At 66.0% G+C, this 21,307-nt stretch carries 13 protein-coding genes; 7 read left to right on the top strand and 6 right to left on the bottom strand.

The window, feature by feature from the left end; translation table 11 throughout:
• Positions 1-47 precede the first annotated feature (47 nt).
• Positions 48-929, bottom strand: a complete 882-nt coding sequence (locus IFT58_RS12375) for an AraC family transcriptional regulator (protein ID WP_192095254.1) — start codon at positions 927-929, stop codon at positions 48-50.
• Between the two features lie 194 nt (positions 930-1,123).
• Between IFT58_RS12375 and IFT58_RS12380 the strand changes: the two genes are divergently transcribed.
• Together IFT58_RS12380 and IFT58_RS12385 are read left to right on the top strand one after the other, a co-directional pair.
• Entirely contained in the window at positions 1,124-3,076 is a 1,953-nt protein-coding gene (locus IFT58_RS12380) for a M20/M25/M40 family metallo-hydrolase (protein ID WP_192095255.1), read from the top strand.
• Between the two features lie 8 nt (positions 3,077-3,084).
• A complete protein-coding gene (locus tag IFT58_RS12385) occupies positions 3,085-5,637 on the top strand; it encodes a M13 family metallopeptidase (RefSeq protein ID WP_192095256.1) in 2,553 nt (850 codons plus the stop codon).
• Between the two features lie 46 nt (positions 5,638-5,683).
• On the opposite strand, the gene clpB is transcribed toward IFT58_RS12385, so the two are convergent.
• On the bottom strand, positions 5,684-8,269 hold the full coding sequence (clpB, locus tag IFT58_RS12390; protein WP_192095258.1) for an ATP-dependent chaperone ClpB: 2,586 nt from the start codon (positions 8,267-8,269) through the stop codon (positions 5,684-5,686).
• A 186-nt stretch (positions 8,270-8,455) separates the two neighbouring features.
• On the opposite strand from clpB, the gene IFT58_RS12395 reads away from it, so the two are divergent.
• Entirely contained in the window at positions 8,456-9,166 is a 711-nt protein-coding gene (locus IFT58_RS12395) for a glutathione S-transferase (protein ID WP_192081004.1), read from the top strand.
• Positions 9,167-9,576: 410 nt separating this feature from the next.
• Here IFT58_RS12395 and IFT58_RS12400 read toward each other — a convergent pair whose 3' ends face one another.
• The 4 genes from IFT58_RS12400 to IFT58_RS12415 form a co-directional block, all read right to left on the bottom strand.
• Positions 9,577-11,169 carry a hypothetical protein gene (locus tag IFT58_RS12400; RefSeq protein WP_192095260.1) on the bottom strand — a complete coding sequence of 531 codons (1,593 nt, stop codon included), beginning with the start codon at positions 11,167-11,169 and terminating at the stop codon, positions 9,577-9,579.
• 176 nt (positions 11,170-11,345) lie between these two features.
• Positions 11,346-13,064 carry a thiamine pyrophosphate-dependent enzyme gene (locus IFT58_RS12405; protein WP_188324759.1) on the bottom strand — a complete coding sequence of 573 codons (1,719 nt, stop codon included), beginning with the start codon at positions 13,062-13,064 and terminating at the stop codon, positions 11,346-11,348.
• Between the two features lie 74 nt (positions 13,065-13,138).
• On the bottom strand, positions 13,139-14,035 hold the full coding sequence (locus IFT58_RS12410) for an SH3 domain-containing protein (protein WP_342029562.1): 897 nt from the start codon (positions 14,033-14,035) through the stop codon (positions 13,139-13,141).
• Complete coding sequence (locus IFT58_RS12415) at positions 14,002-14,478, bottom strand: DUF3574 domain-containing protein (RefSeq protein WP_192095261.1); 477 nt, start codon at positions 14,476-14,478, stop codon at positions 14,002-14,004. The genes IFT58_RS12410 and IFT58_RS12415 overlap by 34 nt, the downstream gene beginning before the upstream one ends.
• A gap of 255 nt (positions 14,479-14,733) precedes the next feature.
• Between IFT58_RS12415 and IFT58_RS12420 the strand changes: the two genes are divergently transcribed.
• The 4 genes from IFT58_RS12420 (at position 14,734) to otsA (ending at position 21,208) form a co-directional block, all read left to right on the top strand.
• The gene (locus IFT58_RS12420; RefSeq protein WP_192095262.1) at positions 14,734-17,163 is read left to right on the top strand and encodes a TonB-dependent receptor; all 2,430 of its coding nucleotides are present in this window, start codon (positions 14,734-14,736) and stop codon (positions 17,161-17,163) included.
• A gap of 107 nt (positions 17,164-17,270) precedes the next feature.
• Positions 17,271-18,029 (top strand): trehalose-phosphatase, encoded by a 759-nt coding sequence (gene otsB, locus IFT58_RS12425; RefSeq protein WP_192095265.1) that lies wholly within the window; start codon positions 17,271-17,273, stop codon positions 18,027-18,029.
• A gap of 36 nt (positions 18,030-18,065) precedes the next feature.
• Positions 18,066-19,847, top strand: a complete 1,782-nt coding sequence (locus IFT58_RS12430; protein WP_192080999.1) for a glycoside hydrolase family 15 protein — start codon at positions 18,066-18,068, stop codon at positions 19,845-19,847.
• Positions 19,844-21,208 (top strand): alpha,alpha-trehalose-phosphate synthase (UDP-forming), encoded by a 1,365-nt coding sequence (otsA, locus tag IFT58_RS12435; RefSeq protein ID WP_188324764.1) that lies wholly within the window; start codon positions 19,844-19,846, stop codon positions 21,206-21,208. The genes IFT58_RS12430 and otsA overlap by 4 nt, the downstream gene beginning before the upstream one ends.
• Positions 21,209-21,307: the final 99 nt, after the last annotated feature.

Consider the following 21,307-nt stretch of genomic DNA (forward strand, 5'->3'; position numbering starts at 1 on the left):
TCTACCGTCCGGCGTGATGGAAGCCGAATGAAGTCGGCTCTACCGCGTCACTGCAGCGGGATGCAGATGTCCGCACGCAGGATCGCTTCGGGCACTTCTTCCGGGTCGTCCAGGTACTGGTAATACAACGGCGCATCGCGCAGCGCGCGTCCGCTGTCGGGCAGCCAGTGGCGCAGCAGCACGTCAGTGGCCGTTTCCAGTCCTGCGTAACTGCCCACGTGCCGCAGCACGGCGTGGTCGCCACCGCCGAGTGTCATCACCCGCAACGGTGCAGGCACCTGCCCCTGCAGCGGACCGAAGCCCATCGCGCAGTCGAACAGGCACGCATCCGGCGGCACATCACGGTGGTCGTTCAGTGCGATGCCCGCCAGCTGCTGCAACTGCTCGGCAAGCCCTTCCCCCGCAGCCCACGCATGGATCCGACCGAAGGCCTGGTCCAGATCGTCGAACGCACCGCGCATGCGCAGCACCACGACATCGAACGGATCCAGCGCCGTCACCCGTACCTGCAACGGAACCCGGTCATCGACCGCGTCGCCGGCCGGCAGCGAAAGCCGCTGCTGCCAATCGCCGCGCAGCACCGCATCGTCGCGGAGTGCGCTGGGGGTCGCCTGCAGTGCCTGGCGGCAGGCACGTGCCAGGGCCTGCGGGCTTTCGTAGCCCACGCTCAGGGCGACATCCGTGATGCGGCTTTCCGCCAGCGCCAGCAACTGAAGTACCTGCAGCAGCCGCAGGCGCGCCACGGTGCGCCCCGGCGTTTCCCCGGTCAACGCGCGGTACAGGCGGTGGAAGTGGAACGGCGATTGATGAGCGATCGACGCCAGCGTTTCCAGCTCCGGCAAGGGCGTGCCGGCGCGCAGGCAGGCTTGGAGATGTTCGATCACGCGGTCGATTCCGTGGCGCTGGCGCAGCTGGGCGAGGTGGCTCATGTCGGGTTCCCGTTGGAAGGCTGCGTGCAGGATGCAGGGGATACGGCCCAGGCGCGTGCCCGATCTTGCGCAATGGCAGCATGACCGAGCCTGACAAAAAATGCGCATCTGCATCATCAGGTCGCATTCGCCCCTATCTGCACCGGCGTGGCGCACGCCAACCTGCAGCCTTGTCCAGGAAAGGATCAGACACGATGCCTGTCGACCAGGTCAGTGCGGCACGACGCACACAGGGCGCATTCCAGAACCGCCACCACGGCGCCGCGCCCGCCTCTCGCGAATCCCGCAAGCACGCCGCATGGGGCCAGCATGGCCCTGCCCTGCGCGTGGGCAACCATCCGGCGCAGCTTCTCACCGCCGCCTTGCTGCTCACCGCCCTGGTGCCTGCGGCGCAGGCCATACCGGAGTACACCACGGTACCAGGTACTGCCCCGCCAGCAGGGTGCGGCGGCATCAGGTCAATCGGCAATGCCGCGCTGGGCGCGTGCGTGCTGGCGCCCCGCACCTGCGCGGCCGCCACGATGCTGGGCACGCTGGGCTTTTTCGGCGGGCTGGTTTACCTCAATGCACAGAGCGGCTTCCAGCCTTCCCGTGAGACATGGGACTTCGGGCGGCCGCCGCGGCCCGTGCCTCCGCATCTGCCCTCGCCCAGCGTCCCTATCCGCGACCAAGTGCAGCAGACGGTACAACAGGCCAGCGTGGTATCGGCCGATGGCACCTCCTCGCCGATGGAAGCGGCACTGCTGCAGGTCGCGCGCGATTGCGGGGGTGACCGTGCCTGCCGCGCCGAGGCCATCAACGCGCTGCTGCACTCTTTGCCACCGGCCACGCTGTCCCAGCTGCAGCAGATGGTGGCGCGCACGGTCGCACCGTCGACGCCGTCGGTGCAGGACGGCTGGCCACTAGCAGGCGCAGACGCGGCGGCCTTGCCCGCCGACAGCACGCTGCTTGAGCTGGCCGACGTGCTTGCCGATCTGTATACGCCCAGCGTGGCCGCGTTCCAGGACGACATGGAATTCATCGTGGCCAGCACCGCCAGCGTCCCCAGTGGACGGCAGGGCACCGCAGACGACATCCAGCAGCGCTGGAAAGAGGCCAATGGACGGAGGCTGGAGGCTATCGCCCGTCTGCTGGAGCGTGACGCCGGACCGGTGACGCGGGTGCCGTACGTTCTGCATGGACTGCAGCATCTGGGCATTGCCGATGGCAGCGAAGCCTTCAATCTGCAGGTGACGTTGCCGACGGCCGCTGCGGCCCCCCCTGCGAAGCGGCTGCTGCTGGTTGCCCATGGCGATATGATCGGACGCTCCCGGGGCTCGGAAGGGGCCTACGACAATGCATCCGGCGTTGCGACGCTGCTGCACATCGCCCGCCAGGTGAAAGAGGACCCGTCCCTCGCCGGCACCCAGGTCGAATTGCTGGTCACCTCCAACGAAGAACTCGGCTTCCTGGGTGCGCGCGCGTACGTGGACGAATGCCTGCAGCGGGACGACTGCCCGACCTTCGTCATCAACGTGGACATGACCGGTCGCGGCGGGCACGGCTATGCGCTGACCGGCACCGATGGGCTGGCTGGCTCGCCGCATCTGGGCAAACCCACGATGTACCTGCGTGCGCCGGCGGTCAGTCCGGTGGAGCAGCAGGCGCGTGAGCAGCTCGAACAGCGCCTGGCCACGCAGGGCTTCGTACCTGCGTCCCCCGATCACAGCCCGTGGATCACATCGGACAATATCGCATTCCAGAACGCCTCCATCCCCTGCCTCGCCGTTACCCAGGTGAGCGCCGCAGATGCCGCGCTGTGGAGACAATTGGAGGACGCTCGCAAGACATGGCAGGCGCGTGATGCCGAAGTGGATTGGCGCGCCTGGCAGGCGCAGAACAGCGGCACGGCCCCGCTGCCCGCAGAGGAGGCGCGCATTCTGAAGACACGCTACCAGGCAGCGGCCAGCGCTTATCACCAGTACAAGGCGCTGCGCGATGCGCACCCTAATGCACCGCCCACGATGATCCACAGCGAACGGGATCGCCTGCACCGCGTCAATCCTGCGATGGCGGTGGACTTCGCCAACGCGCTGCTGGATGGCGTGCGCCACCTTGAATGGAACGCCGATGCCGCTGGCGTGCCCCCCACGACACTGAACAGCTGAGCGTACCCATGCCCATCAATGCCACGCAGGCCCGTCAGCAGCAGGGCGCTTTCCAGCGCAAACATCGCGGTTTGGCTGCGCCCTCCCACATTGCGACATGCCAACAGCGCTATGGTCGACAACCGCCGGGACTCAATCTGCAGGGGGCGAGCAACCAGTTGGCGCTTATGCTGCTGTTGAGCACCGCGCTGCCCGCACTCGCCCACCGTCCTGCACCGGCCACGCAGGCGGCGCATCCGCCACCTCGCCCCGCGTCCGGGTGGCCACCCGCCGCGCAGGCGATGGACACCGGCATCGAGCTGCATGACATGAGGGCGGCCGCAGCGCGGGCTGCCGCGCACGACCCGCTGCTGGGCAGTGCTCCGACGGCCGTCGTCAACCTCGCCACTGACGCCGCGCTGGCCACCTGCCTGCGCCACCCCCGGCAGTGCGCTCCGGCTGTAGTGACGGCTGCAGTGACGGCTGCCGGCGTGACCGCCTTCTGGGCGGCAGCAGCCACGGCCGGCTATCTGCTCCACCGCGACCCGGTCACCGCCGACGATGCGGCCGAAGCGCCGGCCCCGGTCACGTATCCGCCCCTCCCGCGTTATAGGCTCGATCCGCAGCGGCTGCTGCCGCCGATGCGCTTCAATGTCAGTGACCTGGAACCGGGCATTTCCCCCTGCGTTTCGCTTGGTGCACACGTCAACCGGCGGTGGGAAGAGACGACCACGCTGCAGCCCAGTAGAACCCAGTTGGGCACGCTCGATCACCTGCGCACCAATGCACTGCTGGTCTGCCAGCAGTTGGCCGAACAGATGGCCATCGAGCGGACGCCGGACAAGCCAGCCAAGGTGATCGGTGACCTGTGGGCAACAGGCATGGATGAAGTGGGTATCGAGGTGGCCGACCGCCGGCCTCTGCAACCTGCGCTGGATGCCATCGAAGCGGTAGGGGACACAGACGCGCTCATCGAGTACCTGTTCGATGCATCCCGGCGTGACGCCAATCCATTGTTCACCTTTACCGTGCGTCCCGACTTCGAAGACCCGGCGACCAACATCGGGTATTTCGCGCAATCCGGTCTGGGCCTCCCCAGCAGCGAGTGGTACGACGACCCGCAAAAAGGACGCCTCATCGATGCATACCGCGCGCACGTGGTGGAAACGCTTGTGCTTTCCGGTATGCCCCGCAGTGACGCCGACAGGCTGGCGCCGGAAATCCTACTGATCGAGCGTGAGCTGGCGGCGGCTTCGGTACCTTTCTCCAAACTGGCTACCGATATCTCCGTGTTCCACAACATCGTCACCCCCGAGCAGGCTCGACAACAGACACCCAACCTTGATTGGCGGCGCTTCTTCCACGCCCAGGGTCTGCAGCCACCTGCCACCTTCTCACTGGGCATGCCGACCTTCTTCCAGAAGCTCGATACCCTGCTCAAGGACATGCCACTGGAGACCTGGAGGGCCTACCTGCGCTTCCATGCCACCGACGACGCGGCTCCGTGTCTGTCCACCGCCTTCGTCGACACCCATGATGCGTTTCATGGCGGGGTGATCAAGGGCCGCAGATCCCGCGTGCCCCGCTTTGCGCGGATACTCGGCATGATCCAGCAGGCAGCAGGGGACGCGATGGGCCCGGCCTACGCGCAGGTTGCGTTTCCCGCTGATACTGCACGTTCATTGCAGACCATTACCCAGCAGCTGACCTCTGCGCTGAAAAACAGGATCGCCCAGTGTGACTGGATGGACGCTGAGACCCGCGAAAGGGCGATGCAGAAAGCGAACACGCAGCGCATCGAGGTCGGCCATCCCAGCCAATGGCCGGTTTGGAGCGATGTCGGCACCGGGCGCAACTCGTTCCTGGAAAACATGCAGGCCGTGCGGGCACATGCCCAGCGTCGCAATGGGGCCCAGTTGGGCCAGCCCGCCGATCACCACCATTGGAAGCTGACGCCGCAGACAGTGAACGCCTACCAGGACGTCTCGCTGAACCTGATCGCGATCCCGGCCGCACTGCTGCAGCCTCCCTTCCATGACGCCAACGCCGACGCCGCCCTCAACTACGGAGGCATCGGCGCGATCATCGGCCACGAAATCGCCCACGGATTCGACACGGTCGGCACCTCCTTCGACGAGCGTGGTCACGAAGGCGATTGGCTTACGCCCTACAGCCGGCAGCAGTTCGACGCACGCGCAGACCGGCTTGCCCGGCAGTTCAGCGGTTACGAGGGTGACGGTGAAGCGGTGGACGGTGAGTTGACCCTTGATGAGAACCTGGCGGACCTGGGTGGGCTCTCCATCGCATTGCAGGCAATGCGGCAGGCGACGGCGGGGACGCCGGATCCGATGATCGATGGCAAGACCCGCGAGCAGCGATTCTTCATCGCCTACGCGATGGCACGTCGAGCCATTTCAACCCCGCAGCGGGCTGAGCTTGATCGCGCCATCGACAATCATCCGCCTGAACCTGTGCGCGCCGATGGTGCGCCGTCGAACATGCGGGAGTTCAGCACAGCCTTCAACTGCACCCCCGGCATGGCCATGGCACGACCTGCCGACCAGCAGATTCGTTTCCTCTGACCTCAGCTGCAGCGGCCAGATAGACCCTGGCCGCTGCAGCGCATGATCAACGCACGCTGAAACGCAACCTGCCGTTCTCGGCCTCCACGCCAATCGTGTCGCCGCTACTGAACTCACCTGACAGTATTTTCTGCGCCAGGGGGTTCTCCAGCTGCGACTGGATCGCGCGCTTCAACGGCCGTGCCCCGTAGACGGGATCGAAGCCCGCCGTACCCAGTGATTCGAATGCAGCATCGCTGACCTGCAGCTTCAAGCCGCGCTCGGCCAGCCGCGATTCCAGGCCACGCATCTGGATCCGCGCGATCTGCTTGATCTGCTGCTTGTCCAACGGGTGGAACACCACGATGTCGTCCAGCCGGTTGATGAACTCCGGGCGGAAATGCGCCTGCACCACGCCCATCACCGCGGCCTTCATCTGGGTGTAGGCCTCCGGCGAATCATCGCCACTCATGTCCTGGATCTGGTGCGAACCCAGGTTGGACGTCATCACGATGACCGTATTGCGGAAGTCCACGGTGCGGCCCTGGCCATCGGTCAGCCGGCCATCGTCGAGTACCTGCAGCAGGATGTTGAATACATCCGGATGCGCTTTTTCCACTTCGTCCAGCAGGATGATCGAATACGGACGACGACGCACGGCTTCGGTCAGGTAGCCACCCTCTTCGTAACCGACGTAACCGGGAGGCGCACCGACCAGGCGGGCGACGCTGTGTTTCTCCATGAACTCGCTCATGTCGATGCGGATCATCGCATCGGTACTGTCGAACAGGAACTCGGCAAGGGCCTTGCACAGCTCGGTCTTGCCCACGCCGGTGGGGCCGAGGAACAGGAACGAGCCACTCGGTCGGTCAGGATCGGACAGACCCGCACGCGAGCGCCGCACCGCATCGGACACGACCTTGATGGCCTCTTCCTGCCCCACCACACGCCGGTGCAGTTCGTCTTCCATCCGCAGCAGTTTCTCGCGCTCGCCTTCCAGCATGCGGTTGACCGGGATACCGGTCCAGCGGGAAACCACCTCTGCGATTTCCTCGGCCGTAACGCGGTCCTGCACCAGCTTGAACTCGGTGTTCTCCGCCTCCTGCGCGGCAGCGAGCTGCTTCTCCAGTTGCGGCAACTGGCCGTACTGGATTTCGCTCATGCGACCAAAATCCTGCCGGCGCTGCGCCGACTCCAGCTCCAGCCGTGCCTGCTCGATCTGCTCTTTGATCCGGGTTGCGCCCTGCAGCGCCGCCTTCTCCGACTTCCAGACTTCGTTGAGGTCCGAGAAATCACGCTCCAGCGCGTCGATGTCGCTCTCGAGGTCCGCCAAGCGCTGCCGGGAGGCCTCATCCTTTTCTTTCTTCAGCATCTCGCGCTGGATCTTCAGCTGGATCAACCGGCGCTCCAGTCGGTCCAGCTCTTCCGGCTTGGAATCGATCTCCATGCGGATGCGCGAGGCGGCCTCGTCCATCAAGTCGATGGCCTTGTCCGGCAGCTGCCGGTCACTGATGTAGCGGTGCGACAACGTGGCGGCCGCGACGATCGCCGGATCGGTTATCTCCACGCCATGGTGGACCGCGTACTTTTCCTTCAGGCCGCGCAGGATGGCGATGGTGTCCTCCACCGACGGCTCACCCACCAGCACCTTCTGGAAACGACGCTCCAGCGCGGCGTCTTTCTCGATGTACTTGCGGTACTCATCCAGCGTGGTGGCGCCGACGCAGTGCAGTTCGCCGCGCGCAAGCGCCGGCTTGAGCATGTTGCCGGCGTCCATCGCCCCGTCGGCCTTGCCTGCGCCGACCATCGTGTGCAGCTCGTCGATGAACAGGATGACCTGCCCTTCGCTCTTGGCGAGATCATTGAGCACGCCTTTCAGGCGTTCTTCGAATTCACCGCGGAACTTCGCACCGGCGATCAGCGCGCCCATGTCCAGCGACAGCACCCGCTTGCCACGCAGGCCTTCGGGCACCTCATCGTTGATGATGCGTTGGGCCAAGCCCTCGACGATGGCGGTCTTGCCCACGCCGGGCTCGCCAATGAGCACCGGATTGTTCTTGGTGCGTCGCTGCAGCACCTGGATGGTGCGTCGGATCTCCTCATCACGGCCGATCACCGGATCGAGCTTTCCGCTCTCAGCGCGCGCGGTCAGGTCGATGGTGTACTTCTCCAGCGCCTGGCGCTGTTCCTCTGCGCTTTCCGACTGCACCTTCTCGCCGCCGCGCAGCTTGTCGATGGCCGCCTGCAGGCGCGCCTTGTCAGCACCGGCAGCGCGTAGCGCCATGCCCAAGGTGCCGCCATCTTCCAGCGCCGCCAGCACGAACCATTCGCTGGCGATGAAGGCATCGCCCTGCTGCTGTGCCAGCTTGTCGGTGTGGTTGAGCAGCCGGTTGAGGTCGTTGCCGATGGACAGGTTACCGGCCTGCCCGGAAACCTTCGGCAATGCCGCCAGCGCCTCGTCCAAGCGCTCACGCAACACGGTCACATTGACGCCCGCCTGGGACAGCAGGGGCCGGGTACTGCCACCGGCCTGGTCGAACAGGGCGCTGAACACGTGCACCGGTTCAACGATGGAATTATCGCGGCCTACGGCCAGCGACTGCGCGTCCGCCAGCGCTTGCTGGAAACGCGAGGTGAGCTTGTCCATCCGCATGTCAGATCCTCGATCATGAGAAGCCGGCCACGCCGGCACTACCCACCAGATGCGGCTGCTGCCGCCGGTTTCAAGGGCATCTGAGATCATCGGCCAGACGGAGGAAACAGGGTGTGCAGGCCATGCTCACCGTTCCCTGCCCTTCCGCGTCACATACTGGCGTCGCCTTCATGACACGGGACCGACATGCATTACGAGCTTTATTACTGGACCGGGATCCAGGGGCGTGGCGAGTTCGTCCGATTGGCGTTGGAGGATGCCGGCGCCGGTTACACCGACATGGCGCGCGAACACGGGGATGAGGTGATGGACGCATTCCTCGCCGGCAAGGCCGAGGGGGGCCGCCCGTTTGCCCCTCCCTTCCTCAAGGCCGGCCGGCAGGTGATCGCACAGGTGGCCGCCATCCTGGATTTCCTCGGCCCCACGCTGGACCTGGTGCCGCATGCCGCATCGCGACGCACGCAGGCCGTGCAGCTTCAGCTGACCATTGCCGACCTGGTCGCCGAGGTACATGACACCCACCACCCCATCGCGGCGTCGGCGTACTACGAAGACCAGAAAGCCGAAGCGAAGGCGCGGGCAGCTTCGATGCGCGGAGAACGGATGCCCAAGTTCCTCGACTACTTCGAAAACGTGATCAAGGAGAACGGCGGACGGCACCCGCTGCGCGAGCACTCTTACGTCGACCTGTCGCTCTTCCAGCTGCTGAGCGGGCTGGACTACATGTTCCCGCAGCGGATGCGCACGCTGTGGCCTTCGTTGCCGCTGCTTGCAGCGCTGAAGGACCGCGTGGAGAAGCGACCGGGCATTGCCGCGTATCTGAAATCCGAGCGGCGCCTGGCCTTCAACACCAATGGCATCTTCCGCCATTACCCGGAGCTGGACGCGCCGGAATGAAACGGTAGTGACGGCCGCTGGCTGTCGGCGCCTGCCGCTGCGCTCGCCGAGCGTGGCTCGGCGCTACCGGGGGCGGAATGACACGGTAAAGACGGCCGCTGGCTGTCGGCGCCTGCCGCTGCGCTCGCCGAGCATGGCTCGGCGCTACCGGGGGCGGAATGACACGGTAAAGACGGCCGCTGGCTGTCGGCGCCTGCCGCTGCGCTCGCCGAGCATGGCTCGGCCCTACCGGGGGCGGAATGACACGGTAAAGACGGCCGCTGGCTGTCGGCGCCTGCCGCTGCGCTCGCCGAGCATGGCTCGGCGCTACCGGGGGCGGAATGACACGGTAAAGACGGCCGCTGGCTGTCGGCGCCTGCCGCTGCGCTCGCCGAACGTGGCTCGGCGCTACCGGGGGCGGGATGCGGTCGTCATTGGCGGGGGACGGGCTGCTTCTGCAGCGATAGCAGGGCCAGCAGCACGGCCAGCGCAACGTAGGCCCCGGCGAACTGCCAGCTGATGATGCGCGCCAGGCCCTGCAGGTCCCACGGCAGGTAGATGCCACCGCGGGGATCCACCGAATGGATCAGCCCGAACAGGGTCAGCCCTGCAGCCACCAGCAGGAAGCCACAGGCCCGGCGCAGGTGCCCGTCGACCATCGCCGCCACCGTGGCGATCCACAGCATCGAGGTGATGATGAAGCCATTGCCCAGCGCGAAGATCACCGCCAGCTCGGGCAGCCCATGCCCATCCACCTTGGTCAGCATGGCCACCAACTGCTCCGGCGCGATCCAGCCTGGCGCCTTGATCGCCAACAGGTAGGCCGCCGATGGCAGGAAACCCAGCACCATCGCACCGGCGTGCTGTTTCGGCGTGGCCTGGAAGGCCTGGGTGGTGATGTCGATGCCCACGTAGACGATGATCGGTGCCAGCACCGCCAGCGGCAGCCACTGCACCAGCCCCGATACGATGCCCAGCATGCCGCCGATTCCGATGAACAGCCCCGTCAGCAGGGTGTAACCGCTACGCGCGCCCATGTGCTTGTACGCCGGCTGGCCGATATACGGCGTGGTCTGTGCAACGCCGCCACAGACACCCGCGACCAGCGTCGCGACGGCTTCCACCAGCAGGATGTCACGCGTGCGGTAGTCATCACCGGCAGCGCGCGCGCTCTCGGACACGTTGATGCCACCGACCACCATCAACAACCCGAACGGCAACAGCAGCGGCAGATAGGTCATCGCCGTCGGCATGCCGTCGAGGAAGCCCAGCGTCGGCAGCGGCAGCACGATCTGCGGCGCTGCCCACACCGGTATCTGGAAGCCGGGCGCACCCAGCCCCGCCATGCCCAGTCCGTAATACAGCGCGGTGCCAAAGACGAAGGCCAGCAGTACGCCAGGCCCGCGCACCGGCAGCTTGCCCTTGGCGATCAGCACATACAGCAGCAGGCCCAGGGTGACGAAGCCGACCAAGGGCGAGCGCAGCGTTTCGAGCAGCGGCAACAGGCCCATCAGCACCAGCGCGATGCCTGCGATGGAGCCCAGCAACGCGGCCCGCGGCAATGCGCGGGTCACCGCTTCGCCGAAGAACGAGAGCACCAGCTTGAGCAGGCCCATGATGACCAGCGAGGCCATGCCCAGTTGCCAGGTAGCAATCGCTGCGGCGTTCGGGTCCATGCCCTGCGCCTTGAAGGCCACGAAGGCCGGCCCCAGTACCAGCAGTGCCATGCCGATGCTGGTCGGCGCGTCGAGCCCGAGCGGCATCGCGGTGACATCGTCGCGCCCGGTGCGCGCTGCCAGCCGCCGCGCCATGACGGTGTACAGGACGTTGCCGACCAGCACACCAAAGGCGGTGCCCGGGAACATGCGGGTGAACACCACCTCGGCCGGGAACTGGAACATCCCCACCAACGCCATGGCGATGAAACCGAGGATGGACAGATTGTCGACCACCAGGCCGAAGAAACCATTGAGATCGCCGGCGACGAACCAGCGCCGCGAAGCGGCAGGAGCAGGAACGGACATGTGGGGGCGGTGGGGGGGTGTGGGGACCGCCGATGGTAGGCCTCGCGAAGCCCGGATGCCAATGATGGTTCGTGCTGAAACATCCCGACCCGGGCATCACCGCGGCCACGGGCCGCACCTTCCTGCACCCGGGCGCAGAGCCCTCCCCTCTCGGGAGGGCTCCGGCGCCAGCTGCCTCAGCGCTTCAGGAAATTGTCCGCCAGCAGGTCCTTGACCTCACCGATACGCCCGGCCAGCACCGCCTTGGCCATGTAGCGCGCGGTGCCCACCACCTGCCCGGCCTCGACCTGCGGCGGCATCACCAGCTCGGTGGGCGTGGTGTGTACATCGAGCAATGCCGGACCGGGGTGTGCCAGCAGGTCCTGCACGGCCAGCGCCAGCTCTTCGCTGCGGGTCACGGTGCGGCCATGGAAACCGATCACCTCGGCGAGCTTGCCGAAATCCGGATTCTTCAACTCGGTGTAGTAGTCCAACAGGCCCTCTACCTTCTGCTCCAGCTCTACGAAGTTGAGCGAGCCGTTGTTGAACACCACGATCTTGATCGGCAGGTTTTCCTGCACCGCGGTCAACAGATCGCCCATCAGCATCGTCAGGCCGCCGTCGCCACACAGGGCGACCACCTGCCGGCCGGGGAAGGCCTTCTGCAGTCCCAGCGCCTGCGGCATGGCGTTGGCCATCGTGCCATGCAGCAGACTGGTCAGCGTACGCCGGCGGCCGTTGACGCGGATATGGCGCAGCAGCCACACCATCGGCGAGCCACAGTCGCCGGTGAACAGCGCATCGTCGGCCGCGTGCTGGTCCAGCAGCGCGGTCAGGTACTGCGGGTGGATCAGGCCCCCTTCACCCGGCGCTTCCTCCGCGGCGCGCTTGGCCAGGGCCTTGTCGCGGTGGCTGATGCACTCATCCAGGAAGTCGCTGTCTTCGCGCGGCGGCAGCATCGGCAGCAACGCCTCCAGCGTAGGCCGGATGTCGCCGACCACACCGAGGTCCACCGGATGGCGCCGGCCCAGATGGCTGCCATCGCGGTCGACCTGGATGATGGTGGCCTTGTCCGGATAGTACTGGCCCCACGCGAAGTCCGCGCCGAGCAGCAGCAACGTGTCGCATTCCATCACCGTGTGGAACCCCGATTCGATGCCGAAGATGCCGGTCATGCCCATGTTGAAGGGATTTTCAGGCTCGACGAAATCCTTGGCCCGCGATGTGTGGGCGATGGGCGCATTGAGCCGCCTCGCCAGCTCCAGCAGCGGCGCATGCGCGCCCTCGCAGCCGGCACCGGCATAGATGCCGATGCGCTTGCCCAGGCCGATCAGCTCGGCGATACGCAGCAGCTCTTCGTCCGACGGACGCAGCACCGGTTGCGCGCGATGCACCGCGAACGGCGGATCGTGCTTGACCGCCTGTTCGCTGATGTCGGATGGCAGGATCACCACCGCCACGCCACGTCGGCTGATCGCCGCCTGGCACGCCAGGGTCACCACGCGGCGCGCCTGTTCGGCGCTGTACACCTGTTCGCAGAACACGCTGCAACTGGCATACACCGCCTTGAAATCGACCTCCTGCGGAAACTCCATGCCCAGTTCGCTGGTAACGATCTGGCTGGCGATCAGGACCATGGGCGCGCGATTGCGATTGTTCTCGAACACGCCGTTGATGAAGTGCAGGCTGCCGGGCCCGCACGACCCCGCGCACGCGGTCAACTCGCCACTGATCAGTGAGTCGGCACCGGCGGCAAACGCGGCCACCTCTTCGTGGCGTACGTGCACCCAGTCGATCTCGCTGCCATGGATTGCCGTGGTGACATGGTTCAAGGTGTCGCCGACAATGCCGTAGCAGCGTCGTACGCCCGCCTGCTGCAGGGTCTCAACAACGATATCGGCGACGCGCTTGCTCATGGCCTTGGCTTCCTGGAGGGGGAACGCCGGAGTCTAAGCCCCCTCCGGTGACACCGCCGTAGGCATGCCGCCGGTCATGGCAAAGCGACGGGCACCCAGCCCAGCACCGGTCCCTTGGATGGATTGCGGTAGCGCACCTGCAGCCAGCTATCGCGCTCGTCCAACAGCTCAACGCGGTCGCCGGCAACCAGATAGCGGCGCGTGCTCGTATCTCCCGGTGCGGCATACAGCGGTTGGCGTGATGCGACAACACGCGCCGTCACGCCCTTCAGGGGCACGCCATGCGCGGGCACTGCCAGGCCACCGGCAACGGCGTGCTCCAGCACCCGACCGTCGGCCGCCAAGGTGCTCCAGACCGCCAGCGGGCCAGCGTCTTCGGCGACGTCGACGTCCAACACCGCCTCAAGCGCTGGCGTCTCCAGCATCATCATCCGCTCGACGCGATACAGGTACAGCGCGTCGCCCGCGTAGCGATAAAGGTCGGTGTACCACATGGGCCCGCCACGGCAGGTACTGACCAGCGTCCGGCTGGACACATCCACCGTGAGCGACCACAACCCATCGCAGTTGGCCTGCGTGCCGGACGGCACGCGCAGCGTCTGCAACCGCCCACTGGCCGCGTCATAGCGGTAGACCGCCACCGCTTCGTTGACCTGCCCCACGCTCGCCCGCACCACGAGATCCAGGCGACCGTCGAAGTCGACATCCTCATGGTCCAGCCGCGCCTTGCCATCCGCGTCGGCCACGCCCGCCACCTGTTGGATCGCACCCGCGCTGCCGATGCGCACCTCGACACCTCCCTCGTCGCGCACCGTCGCCTCGACGGGCACACCCGGTGCGACGTCGAAGCGGATCGATTCGCGGTCCTGTGCAAGGACCTCGTCCACCCCACCGGAACAGCCCAGCACGGCGATCAGCAGCCCATAGCGCAGCGCGTTCAGAAGGACACTTCCACCGGCTGGCGCGACCACAGCACGGACTGGTGCTTGGTCGCGGTTTTCCACGCCAGACGGATCGCTTCAATGTCGGCACGGCGCTGCGGGCTGTCTTCGTGCAGCACCACGAGCACCTTGGTACGCAGGCGATTGGGTTCCGGGTCACCGCGGAACAGCCACTGACCGTACGCATCGAACACGGTCAAGCCATCAGGGAAGCGCGGCGTCACCTCTTTGTCCAGGAACGCGCGCCACTGCGCGTCACTGATGGTGTTGGCCTGCTCACGCTCACCTGCACCGCGTTCCTCACCTACGCCGAAGTACAGCTCGCTGCGGACCCACCCGTTGGCGTTGGCCGGACGCGCGGCATCGCCCTGCAGGGTCGCGGTGGCAGACGATGTCGCCGGCGTGCCCGCCGACAAAGTGGTGCACCCGGTGGTCGCCAACGCCAAGGCAATCAGTACGGCAAAACGCTTCATCTTCAACACTCTCCAGAACCCCACGGTAACGCCGAAGTCTGCTCGGCGGACGACACGCAACGGCACAGCCTACACAGCCCCACAGGTTGCAACTGCAACCACCTACATGCCAATGCGGCATCAGCTGATGCGATGAAAAAGAGGGACTTGCGTCGCATCTCCCATCACGCCAAGATAATATATCGCTATATCCGGATGGATGTAACTGAAACCATCCTGCCCCTTCCCCATGTCGTGCCCGCAACCGGAGTTTCCATGTCCCACCGCCTGACCGCGTCGCCCTTGGGCTTCGCCATCGCGTTCGCGCTGTTCCCCCTGCTGGCCACCGCGCAGGACGCCACCAACCTGGACACGGTGATCGTGACCGGCACCCGCGCATCGGACCGCACCGTGCTGGAGTCCATTTCGCCGGTGGACGTGCTCACGGCAGAAGACATCCGCAAGGCCGGCGTGATCAATGGCGAGCTCGGCAGCGCGCTGCAATCGTTGCTGCCCTCGTTCAACTTCCCGCGCCAGTCCAACTCGGGCGGTGCCGATCACGTGCGCGCTGCGCAGTTGCGTGGCCTGTCGCCGGACCAGGTGCTGGTGTTGGTCAACGGCAAGCGCCGCCATCACAGCGCGCTGGTCAGCACCGGCAGCAAGATCGGCCGCGGCACCACACCGGTGGACTTCAACGCCATCCCGGTCAGCGCGATCAAGCGCATCGAAGTGCTGCGCGATGGTGCCGGCGCGCTGTACGGATCGGACGCGGTGGCGGGTGTCATCAACGTGATCCTGGACAACACGCCGGAAGGTGGCGCCATCGAGGCCAGCTTCGGCGCACACCACACCGACCTCAAGCCGATCGGCCGCACCCTGACCGATGGCCAGACCGGCAATTTCAGCGCCAACGTCGGCACCGCACTCAGCGACGACGGCGGCTTCCTGCGCGTCGGCGTGGAGTACAAGAACCGCGAAGCCACCAATCGCGCCGGCTTCGACCAGATCCCGCCATGGGACCAGACCGATGCCAACCTGGCGCTGCGGGGCCAGCGCAATTACGTCCTGGGCGACGGCGCCAGCAAGGACCTCAACGCCTGGTTGAACACGGAGATCCCGTTTGGCGAAACCAGTACGTTCTACGCCTTCGGCACCTACAACCAGCGCGACAGCGAAGGCGCCAACTACTTCCGCTACCCCGACGGCGAAGCGAACTGGAAGGAGCTCTATCCCAACGGCTACCGCCCGATCTCCGAAGGCGAGAACCGCGACGTGCAGGCGGTGGCCGGTGCCCGTGGGCAGTGGGGCGAATGGACCTATGACGCCAGCCTGGACTTCGGCCAGAACGACTTCACCTACCGCATGCGCAACACCTTGAACGCATCGCTGGGCCCGACCAGCCCGACGCGCTTCAAGACCGCCGATTACCAGTACGCGCAGACCGTGGCCAACCTCGACCTTGGCCGGGTTTTCCAGCAGGGCGAGGACATCACCCACAGCGTGGGCGTGGGCGCCGAAGCCCGCCATGAGCGCTATGAAACGCGCCCGGGCGATCCAGCAAGCTATGCGGCCGGCCCGTTCACCGACCGGCCCACCGGCTCGCAGGCGGGCGGCGGCCTGACCCCACAGGACGCAGCCGACCTCGCCCGCGACGTCGCCAGCGTCTACGCCAGCGTCTCCAGCCAGTTCGGCGAGCACCTTTCCAGTGATGTCGCGGCGCGCTACGAGCATCACGATGATTTCGGCGGCGAGCTGACCGGCAAGCTCGGCCTGCGCTACGAGTTCACTCCCGCCTTCGCCGTACGCGGCTCGGTCTCGAACAACTACCGGGCACCGTCGCTGGCACAGATCGGCTACGAGTCCACCTCCACCGGCTATAACGCCGCAGGCCAACTGGTGCAGGGACGGCTGCTGTCGGTGAACAATCCGATCGCCCGCGGCCTCGGCGCCAGCGACCTGAAGCCGGAGAAGTCGCTCAATACCAGCCTGGGTTTCACCAGCCGCATCGGTGAGAACTTCGACGTGTCACTGGATCTGTTCCAGATCGACATCGATGACCGCATTGCGCTGTCCGAAGCGATCACCGGCGATGCGCTGACAGCATTCGTGCAGCAGCAGTACGGCGTCGCCGGCCTTGAAAGCGCCAGCTTCTTCGTCAACGCCGCCGATACCCGCACCCGGGGTGCCGAACTGGTCGCCAACTGGCGGCATGCCGTGGGCAATGGCCAGCTGCAGCTGACCGGCACCTGGGCATACGCCAAGACCGAGCTCAAGAACGTGCTGCCGACCCCTGCGGCGCTGCAAGCGCTGGATCCAGCGTATGTGTTGTTCGGCGTGGAGGAAAGCAACACCCTCACCGATGCAACCCCGCGTACGCGTGCGCAGTTTTCTGCCTCGTGGAGCAATGATCGCTGGTCACTGACCAGCCGTGTCAGCCGGCATGGCAGCGCCACGCGGGTGTTCAACTTCGGCGGCGGCTTCGAGCCCACCCAGACCTACCAGGCCGAGTGGCAGCTGGACGCGGAAGCGGAATACCGCATCACCCCGCAGTGGAGCGTGGCGATCGGTGGCCAGAACCTGACTGACAACTATCCCGATCTGTCCAACGAAGACATCTACTACTACGGCAACCTGCCCTACGACGTGTTGTCACCGATCGGCAGCAACGGCGCGTACTTCTATGGGCGGGTGCGTTACACCTTCTGAGGCCGGACGCCGGGGTCGGATCGCCTGCGCACAGCGAAGGCGATCCGACCCCGCGCTTTACACCGCGATGACCTGGCGCTCACACCGGCGCTGGCATCGTGCCCGGCATGGCAAACGACCTTCCCCTACGTCCGCCGCCACCGTTGCTGGACGACGCCTGCGCGTTGTTCCTCGACGTCGATGGCACCTTGATCGAATTCGCAGACAGCCCCGACGCGGTGACGTTGTTGCCCGGAGTGCGAGAGGCCATCGGTCGCATCAGTGACCGACTCGAGGGCGCCGTCGCCCTGGTCAGCGGCCGCCCGCTGGCCCAGCTCGATGCGCTGTTCGCCCCCATGCACCTGCCCGCCGCGGGCCTGCATGGCCATCAGCTCCGCGACGCCTCCGGCACCGTCCACGACACGACCGAAGATGAAAGCACCACCGAGTGGCTGCATGCACTGCATCAGCAGGCCATGCGTTTTGCCCATGGCCACCCTGGTGTGCTGGTGGAAGACAAGGGTCCGAGCATGGCCCTGCACTGGCGTGCCGCACCGCACGCGGCGGAGCAGGTCCGCGCGTTCGCCGACCGTCATATCCGCGGCAACGCAGGCTATCGGCTGCAACCCGGCGACCATGTTGTCGAGTTCGTCCCGGTCGGCAGCGACAAGGGCCGCGCAGTACGCCGGATGATGCAGTACCTGCCCTTCCGTGGGCGCCTGCCGGTGTTCCTGGGCGACGACCTGACAGACGAACACGGCTTCGAAGCCGCCAACAGCCTGCATGGCTGGAGCGTGCTGGTAGGTGAACGCGACCCCAGCATGGCGGTGTTCCAGCTCAAGGACATACGCAGCGTGCACGCATGGTTGCGTGAGAATGCCTGGTAGGCCGGCCCCCACGGCTGCAGACGAGATGTTCCGCCCATGACCCACCCTGATCTGAACCTCGGCGTTGTCGGCAACGGCAGTTTTGGTGCGTTGATCGACCGCCAAGCCCGCGTTGTCTGGAGTTGCCTCCCTACCTTCGACGGTGACCCCACCTTCTGTGCCCTGCTCAGCCCCAACCAACAGGAAGGCGGTGACTTCACCGTTGAACTGGAGGACCTGGACAGCACCGAGCAGGAGTATTTCAGCAACACCGCGATCCTGCGGACAGTGTTGCGCGATACCCACGGCGGCGCGATCGAGATCATCGACTTCGCCCCGCGCTGGCGCCAGAACGACCGCTTCTACCGGCCCGTCAGCCTTATCCGCCAGGTGCGCCCGATCTCGGGCAGCCCGCGCATCCGCGTATTGGCGCGGCCCTTGGCAGACTGGGGCCAGCGCGTGCCGGACTCCACCTGGGGCAGCAACCACGTGCGCTGGGTCCTGCCTGACCACGTGTTGCGCCTGACCACCGATGTGCCCATCCGCTTCGTGCGCGAGAGCCTGCCCTTCGTCCTCAACCATCCCGTCCACCTGGTGCTGGGCGTGGACGAATCCCTGAACCGCTCACTCAGCGGCTATGTGCAGGAAGCCTTCCAGCGCACGCGGGATTACTGGCGCGAGTGGGTCCGCTATCTTTCCATTCCGCTGGAGTGGCAGGACGCGGTGATCCGCAGCGCGATCACGCTGAAGTTGTGCCAGTACGAGGACAGCGGCGCGATCATCGCCGCCATGACGACGTCCATCCCGGAAGCACCCGGCAGCATCCGCAACTGGGATTACCGCTACTGCTGGCTGCGCGATGCGGCCTTCGTGGTGCGTTCGCTCAACCGCCTGGGTGCTACCCGCACCATGGAGCAGTTCCTCGGCTACATCTTCAATCTCGCCACCGCCGACGGCACCTTGCAGCCGTTGTACGGCATCGGATTCGAGGCCACGCTGGACGAGCACGAAGTGCCTTCGTTGTCCGGCTACCGTGGCATGGGCCCGGTGCGCCGCGGCAATCTGGCCTGGGTGCAGCGCCAGCATGATGTGTACGGCAGCGTGGTGCTGGCCTCGACCCAGCTGTTCTTCGACCGTCGCCTGCAGGACCCTGGTGATGAGCATGCGTTCGCGCGCCTGGAGCCGCTGGGCGAACAGGCGTTCCTGCTGCACGACGTTCCCGATGCCGGCCTGTGGGAGTTCCGTGGCCGCACCGAAGTGCATACGTACACCGCGGCGATGTGCTGGGCCGCCTGTGATCGCCTGTGCAAGATCGCCGTGCGCCTGAAGCTCGACGACCGCGCAGACTACTGGCGCGGTCGCGCCGATACCATCCACCAGCGCATCATGCGCGAGTCGTGGAGTGAAGAACTCGGCCACTTCACCGATGCCTTCGGCGGCCACCGCCTGGATGCCTCGTTGCTGCTGCTCGCGGACATCGGTTTCATCGAAGCGAAAGATGCGCGCTTCGTCGCCACCGTCGAAGCCATCGGCCGCGACCTGAAGCATGGCGATGCGCTGTACCGCTACGTCGCGCCGGACGATTTCGGCGAGCCGGAGACCAGTTTCACCATCTGCACGTTCTGGTACATCGACGCACTCGCCGCGATCGGTCGCATGGACGAAGCACGCGCGATGTTCGAGGTCCTGTTGTCGCGCCGCAACCATCTGGGCCTGCTGTCCGAAGATCTGTCCTTCGAGACCGGTGAGGCCTGGGGCAACTTCCCGCAGACGTATTCGCACGTGGGACTGATCACCGCGGCGATGCGCTTGTCGCGTTCCTGGCAGGAGGCCTCGTGAGTCGGCTCGTCGTTGTTTCCAATCGGGTTGCGATCCCCGGCGATACCCGGCCCGGCGGCCTGGCGGTCGGCCTGCTCGCCGCGCTGAAGGAGCGCGGCGGTGTGTGGTTCGGCTGGAGTGGCAAGTCGGTCAAGGAAAACAGCGGCGCGCTGCACGAACAGGTGGAGGGTGACATCCGCTACGTCACCATGGACCTCAACAAGCGCGACGTGGATGGCTACTACAACGGCTTCGCGAACCGCACGTTGTGGCCGCTGCTGCACTTCCGCCTGGACCTGGTGGACTACGACCGGGGCACGCGCGAGACCTACCACCGTGTCAACGAGCTGTTCGCCAGCAAACTCGCGCCGCTGCTGCGCGAGGACGACATCGTCTGGATCCACGACTACCACCTGATCCCGCTCGCGGCCATGCTGCGCGAGCGCGGCATCGGCTGCCGGATCGGCTTCTTCCTGCACGTGCCGATGCCGTCGGCCGATCTGCTGCAGGCGATGCCGGACCATCTACGCCTGTTTTCCTCGCTGTACGCCTGCGACCTGGTGGGCTTCCAGACCCAGCGCGATGCGGATCGGTTCCAGACCTATCTGCGATTGTTCGGCGGGGGGCGCGTGCTCGGCGATGGCCAACTGGAAGCCCCGGATGGTCGGCACTTCCGCGCGGCGGCCTTTCCCATCGGCATCGATACCGAACGTATCGCCCAGCAGGCCAAGGCGGCCGCCAACAAGACCGCGGTCAAGGACCTGCGCAACAGCCTGCGCAACCGGCAGCTGGCGATCGGCGTGGACCGGCTGGACTACTCCAAGGGCCTGCCGGAGCGCTTCCAGGGATTCGAGCGTTATCTGGAACGCCACGCTGACCAGCATGGCAGCTTGACCTATCTGCAGATCGCGCCCGTCTCACGCGGCGACGTCACCGAGTACCGCCACCTGCGCAGCCAGCTGGAGCAGATCGCCGGACACATCAACGGGGGCCACGCCGCACCGGACTGGACGCCCCTGCGCTACGTCAACCAGAACTTCACCCATTCCACGCTGACCGGCTTCTACCGGGCGGCGGCCGTGGGACTGGTGACCCCGCTCCGCGATGGCATGAACCTGGTCGCCAAGGAATACGTGGCCTCGCAGGATCCGGAGAACCCGGGGGTGCTGGTGTTGTCCCTGCTGGCCGGTGCGGCCGATGAGATGAAGCAGGCGCTGCTGGTCAATCCGCATGATCTGGACGGCGTGGCCGATGCCATCGCCACCGCTGCCACGATGCCGCTGAAACGCCGCCAGGAGCGCTGGCACGCGATGATGGAGCATCTGCGCACGTATGACATCAATCACTGGCGGCAGAGCTTCCTGCAGGCCTTGGAAGCCTGAACCGGTAGCGCCGTTCCACGGTCGGCGAGCGCAGCGGGCCGTGGCCGGACACACGCCGCCGAGCACGGCTCGGCGCTACCAGAGCATCGGACATCGGTA

Source organism: Stenotrophomonas sp. CFBP 13718 (assembly GCF_014842145.1).
Taxonomy (GTDB): domain Bacteria; phylum Pseudomonadota; class Gammaproteobacteria; order Xanthomonadales; family Xanthomonadaceae; genus Stenotrophomonas.